General features: G+C 46.5%; 1 protein-coding gene. It reads right to left on the minus strand.

The features are described 5' to 3' along the window. Window positions 1–133: 133 nt before the first annotated feature. The gene (locus tag AC6RV6_RS29695) at window positions 134–5,353 is read right to left on the minus strand and encodes a CHAT domain-containing protein (RefSeq protein ID WP_500244485.1); all 5,220 of its coding nucleotides are present in this window, start codon (window positions 5,351–5,353) and stop codon (window positions 134–136) included. Between the last annotated feature and the right edge of the window lie 339 nt (window positions 5,354–5,692).

Raw genomic sequence — 5,692 nt, forward strand, 5'->3', positions numbered from 1 at the left:
TGCACGCTCTAACCCTTATCCAATCTGCTTTATAGCTTGCTTGTCACCCCTCAAGCTCCTTTCCTTATCCCGAACTGACGTTATCGTTAGTGCCGATCCTGACAAAACTGATAACTGTTTACTGATAACTGAATTACCAAGGGCTGCCTACGAGAGTAAAAGCACTCCAATAGTAGGGATGGGAAAGATTGCGATCGCCAAATTTGTCTAAAAATGACTGGCTGGCTGGGGAGAGATGAGGAAAGCGCGTGATATCCTGCCAAACTTGCCCATTCTGACGCTCTCCGCGAATCATCGCAATTTGCGCCCGTCGTAAGGCTTCGGCTTTAATGGTCACCGAGGGATCGGTGAGATGGTGATAGAAGTCTCCCATTAAATCTAACGTGCCGCCATCAGAGACATACCACAAACTCGCTAACACCGATTTTGCTCCCGTATTCACCGCTAAACCTGCAAATCCCAATTCTGCATCTGAATCCCCCAACGCCGTGCGACAGCCACTCAATACCAGCAATTCGAGGGGAGATTCTTGATCCCAACCCAATTCTCGCAGGCGATCGAATGCTAACTTTTCATCCCAGAGTTGGATATATGCGTTCTCTGCCTCACCGGGTCGGAAATCTGCATGGGTGGCAAGGTGTAGGATTTGACGCTCTCCGCCTTGGGAATTGGCTTTGAGGTTGTTGAAGGTAAAATCTTGATTGAGAAAAGTCTTCCCTTCAGCTTGTTCGGCAATCAGAGATAATTCAAGGGGAACGGCGGGTAGCGGTTCTTGGTCGCTAAATTGGGAAGCTCCCATCGCCAAAACCTGCGTATTTTGCGAGGGACGATAATTGGTATTGGTAAGGCTGACACTGGGAATCATGCCCAAACTATATTTCTCGATGAGGAATTGTTCTCCGTCGTGTAAGGCGGCAAGAGGGACGGTTCGCAGCCCTGCATCCAAACTGAAGGCAAGGGTATCGATATTGCGATCGCTTAATTCCGATTCGATAGGTGCAATGAGCCAGTGATACAATTGTTGGGCGGGTTCGAGGTAAGCATTGGGACGGCGAACGTTAGTGATAGTGCGACGCATTTGCTTGACGGTTTCTCGAATCCGGTTGGCATTGGCTTCGGGAACGACTTTGCGAATGATGCCTTCTTCTGGGGTGACCACCAGTAATTCTAACTGTTCGGGTAAAGAGACTACATAAACGATCACCGATCGCGTTCCTGTTTCTGCGGCGATCGTTTTCAGAGTTGCACGAATATTTTCTGCGGTTTCTTTTTCTTCTTCGATGCGATCGAGGCTGTCATCGGCAACAATACCTCCGTCGTTCTCGGATTCGATACCATCAGCGACGATCTCGGCTGCGAGAGTCGTTCTCGCAAGCCTGATATCGCGGGGAATTATCTTGTTTGTCGTGTCTTCGCTTTCTGTTGTTTCAAGTTCCGTCACCGTACCATCGACAGAAAAGTCGCTATCACCTTTGCCAGAGATATTGTCTCGAATGATGCTATTCATGATTGTCACGGGTCCGTCAGCAAAAATGCCACCACCGCGACTGCCCGCCGAATTGCCGATTACTGTACTATGGGAAATCGAAGCGCTATCATTAGTCCAAATTCCACCACCGTTATTGAAGGTAGAATTGCGATCGATTTGACTGTTGGCGATGGTTACATTCCGTCCGCGAACGCCGCCGCCGTTGCCTCTTGCTTGATTATCGACAATAGTGCTATCATTCACCGTTGCCCATTCTCTTGCCAAAATCCCGCCGCCGCGATTGCCTGCCGAATTCTCGGAGATCGTACTATTGACAATAGTTGCATTTTCCCATGTAAAAACGCCGCCGCCATCGCCTCCTCGAGCGGTATTGCTCGCGATCGTGCTATCGGTTATCTCTGCATTATCGGCACGAATCCCTCCTCCATTATCGTTGGCTAAATTATTTTCAATCCGACTGTTATTGGTAACGGTGACATCGTCAGAAACAAAAAGCCCTCCCCCATCATTGCCGGCTGAGTTGTTGGCGATCGTGCTATTGTCCACCGTTGCAAAATCGGCGTTAATGCCACCGCCTTTATGATTAGCAGTATTTTGTGCGATCGTACTATTGGTAATGTTCGCATCGCCATCGACAAAAATGCCCCCTCCATCATCACCAGCAAAATTAGTTTCGATCTGGCTGTTCTTGGTGACAGTTACGTCACCAGAAACAAAAATCCCGCCTCCATCGCCATTGGCTGAGTTGCCTGCGATCGCACTTCTTGTTATCGTTGCATCACCAGTAATAAAAATCCCTCCCCCTGTATCATTAGCTGAATTGCCCGCGATCGTACTCTTTTTCACTGTTGCAGAATCAGCACGAATCCCTCCACCATCATCACCAGCTCGATTATTTTCAATCCGACTGTTCTTGGTAACATTTGCATTGCCATCAACGAAAATTCCCCCACCATCATCATTAGCTGAGTTGCCGGAAATCGTGCTATTTTCTACCTCTGCATCGCCATCAACCCAAATCCCTCCACCGTTCCGATTAGCTGAGTTGCCTGAGATCGTGCTATTTTCTACCTCTGCATTGCTATTGGTACGAAGACCGCCTCCATTGTTACCTGCGAGATTATTTTCGATCCGACTGTTATTGGTAATACTCGCATCGCCATCAACCCAAATCCCTCCACCGTCATTATTAGCTGAGTTACTGGAAATCGCGCTATTATTCACTGTTGCATTGCCATTGACACGAAGTCCTCCGCCATTGTGATTGGCTGAGTTACTGGAAATTGTGCTATTTTCTACCTCTGCATTGTTATTGGTATGAAGACCGCCTCCATTGTTACCTGCAAGATTATTTTCGATCCGACTGTTATTGGTAATACTCGCATCGCTATCGACAAAAATCCCTCCACCGTCCCGATTGGCTGAGTTGCCAAAAATCGTGCTATTGTCCACTCTTGCATCTCTATCGACAAAAATCCCTCCGCCGTCCCGATTGGCTGAGTTGCCGGAAATCGTGCTATTGTCTACTGTTGCATCTCTATCGACAAAAATCCCTCCGCCGTCCCGATTGGCTGAGTTGCCGGAAATCGTGCTATTGTCTACTGTTGCATCTCTATCGACAAAAATCCCTCCGCCATCGTCGCCCGCAAGATTATTTTCGATCCGACTATTATTGGTAATGTTCGCATCTTTATCGACAAAAATCCCTCCGCCGTCATCGCTGGCTGAGTTGCTAGCGATCGCGCTATTGTTCAGTGTGACGGAATCGGCGCGAATGCCTCCCCCATTACCATTGGCAAAATTATTTTCAATCCGGCTGTTACTGGCAATCGTTGCATTCCCACTAACCGAAATGCCACCGCCGTTATTATTGGCTGAGTTATTGGCAATCGTACCATTCGTAATTGTCACAGAATCGGCATGAATGCCGCCGCCTTTATCGTGAGCTGTATTTTGGCTCACCGTACTATTGGTTATGGCAACGAGGCCATTGGAAAAAATTCCCCCCCCGTCAGCTCCGGAAATATTGTTACGAACTGTTGTATTTTCTAGGGTTAGGGTTCCTGATTTGGTATGACGAATCCCACCGCCTCGGTTTGATGCCGAGCCATTCTCAATGGTGACATTCTCAATGGTGGCATTATTGGCGCTAATCCTGAAAATTCGGTTGTTTCCCATCCCGTCCAGCATGATATTTTGTCCCGAGCCATCAAGGGTTAAATCTTCTTTTCTCCACCGGATTTTACTGGCCAATTGGATTGTACCCGATAGGCTGAAGACAATGCGATCGCCTGCATTGGCTGAGTCAAAGCGATCGCGCAAAGAATTCGCCCCGCTATCGAGTAAATTGGTCACGGTTAAGGTGGCTAATTTCCCATCCCAATTTTCTGTAACACCTCCTGCAAACGGAAGACTGGCCGCGATCGCTCCGGTTTGATATTCCAGTACCCAATCCCCGTTATAGTTAGCGTGTCCTGTTACGGTGGTTGATGCTGCTACATCTGCCCCAGTTTCGGCAGCAATGGTATTAATAAACGCTTCTCCAGTCATGCCCAAAGCAGTCAAGCAACTATAGAGTAAAATATCTGCATTCTCGCTTAAAGATCCGCCCCAAGCCTGTAATTGCTCCCGATATTGGTTTATATTTTCAGCACTGACAAAATCTTGACCCAACCAAAAATTTCCCGTATCTCCTTCAGCAACAATGTGTACTTCTTCCACTGATCTTGCATGAGACAGAACTTCTGCAACCTTAGCAATCCCATTTTCTTCAGGAGTCACGATGACTGAAACCGTCCCCGCTTTCCCCCCATAGAGCAAACTTTGATAGTCGCCGATATTCGTGTCAATAAAAACATAATCTACGGGTGCGCTTAAATCTTCAGAAAATAATGTTACGGTTGGGGCGCTATATTCGCCATCTCCTGTTTTCACCCAAGGCGTTTCTGAAGAGGTAACTCGCACTCGGTTGGCGGCTGCTAAATTGACCGTTTCTCCCTGAATTCTCCCCGCAATGGAAATATCCCCAATATTGAGAGGCAATTCTGCATTTTCAATCTCTGCTGCTGTTATTTGCGTTGCACCTTGGACTGTTGGAGTGGTGAGTAATGCGGGAATATCTAACGGGGAAAAATCAGAAGTGATGCGATCGCTCGGCAATTCTAGGGTTAAGATCGTCCCTGCTTGTGAAATTCGCACCAAACTCGTTCCCGGTACTGCGGCAATATTGATATTTCCTCCCGATGCTGCTATTGTTCCGGTGTTGAGAATGCTACCTCCCAATACTGTTAAATCTCCTCCCGTAACATGCAAATTGCCGGCATTAATTATCGAACCCGGTTGGGACAAATCGAAAGCAAATTGATTGGGATTTCCTATTAAAGCTGAATAATCATTTTCTCCCCAAGCATTAAAAAAATTATCCCCAAACCCAATCCCTGTTGCTGTGGTTGCGGTAAAATCTCCCGGTACATTTAAACTCGCATTTGCCCCAAAAACGATGCCTGCGGGGTTCATCAAAAATAAATTTGAGTTGCCTCCTGTGACTTGAATTAAACCGTTAATAATCGAGGGATCGCCACCGACAACGCGACCGAGAATATTTTGAATCTTGGGTGCAGAAAGGAAATTAGCAATCTGTCCCGCACTCAGTCCAAACTGCTCAAAACTGTGAAATAAATTCTCTCCATCTCCCGATAAAGTTCCTCCTTCAATATTAAATTTCTGCCCGTCAGTATTAACTAGAGTTCCCGTCCCATTGACTTCAGGAGAGAGAGATTGAGCCATGACGGGGACAGAGATTCCCCATGCGATTAATAAAATTGTTAGGGGAGTAAAATAGGGAAGAAAGCGCCAAAAGTTCATTGGCATGATTCCTTGTTTGAGAGAAATTTAAGAGCTTGTATCTCAGTATATTACGCATTCTTAACAAAAATGTCGCCATGATTGTAAAAAATTGGTGAATTTACAATAAAATCTACGTAAATTTTTCTTTGCAAAAAGAAGAAAAGAAAAATTGTGCGATCGCATTCCTCGTTGCTCATGGAAATTCCCCAAGGCGACCAATCAAAGTTAAAAGGTTCTCATCGTAGTGAAATAAAGCAATTTGCCGATCGCTCTTGGTAACGATCGTTGGGCTGAAACCCTCTCACAGTTCTCTGTCTCTGGATAGCCCTTCACAAGTTTTTCATAATTACTTGCTAC

The sequence above is a fragment of the Spirulina sp. LEGE 11439 genome, assembly GCF_059821285.1.